Raw genomic sequence first — 243 nt, forward strand, 5'->3', positions numbered from 1 at the left:
GTGAGTTTTTAATGGGGGACTTCGGTCCGCTGATTGGGGAAAAGCTGCCCTTCAGCTCGAACCAGGATGATAAATACCTGCATAAGGTCAGGCTGAATGACTTTATGATTGGCAAATATAAGGTCACCTATAAAGATTATAATGAGTATATAAAAATCACTCATGGCAAAAAGCTTACCTATGTATTTGGTGGGAAGTTACTGGCGGATGACGTTCCCGTCAGCATCCCCTGGCAGATGGCCA

Annotated in this window: 1 protein-coding gene; it reads left to right on the top strand. The window is 44.0% G+C overall.

From position 1 onward, the window contains the following. Positions 1–11: 11 nt before the first annotated feature. Positions 12–243: SUMF1/EgtB/PvdO family nonheme iron enzyme (locus ACU8YC_RS28900; protein WP_446896498.1), on the top strand; the 232-nt coding region annotated here is incomplete at its 3' end.

Source organism: Citrobacter sp. VF227, assembly GCF_052950715.1.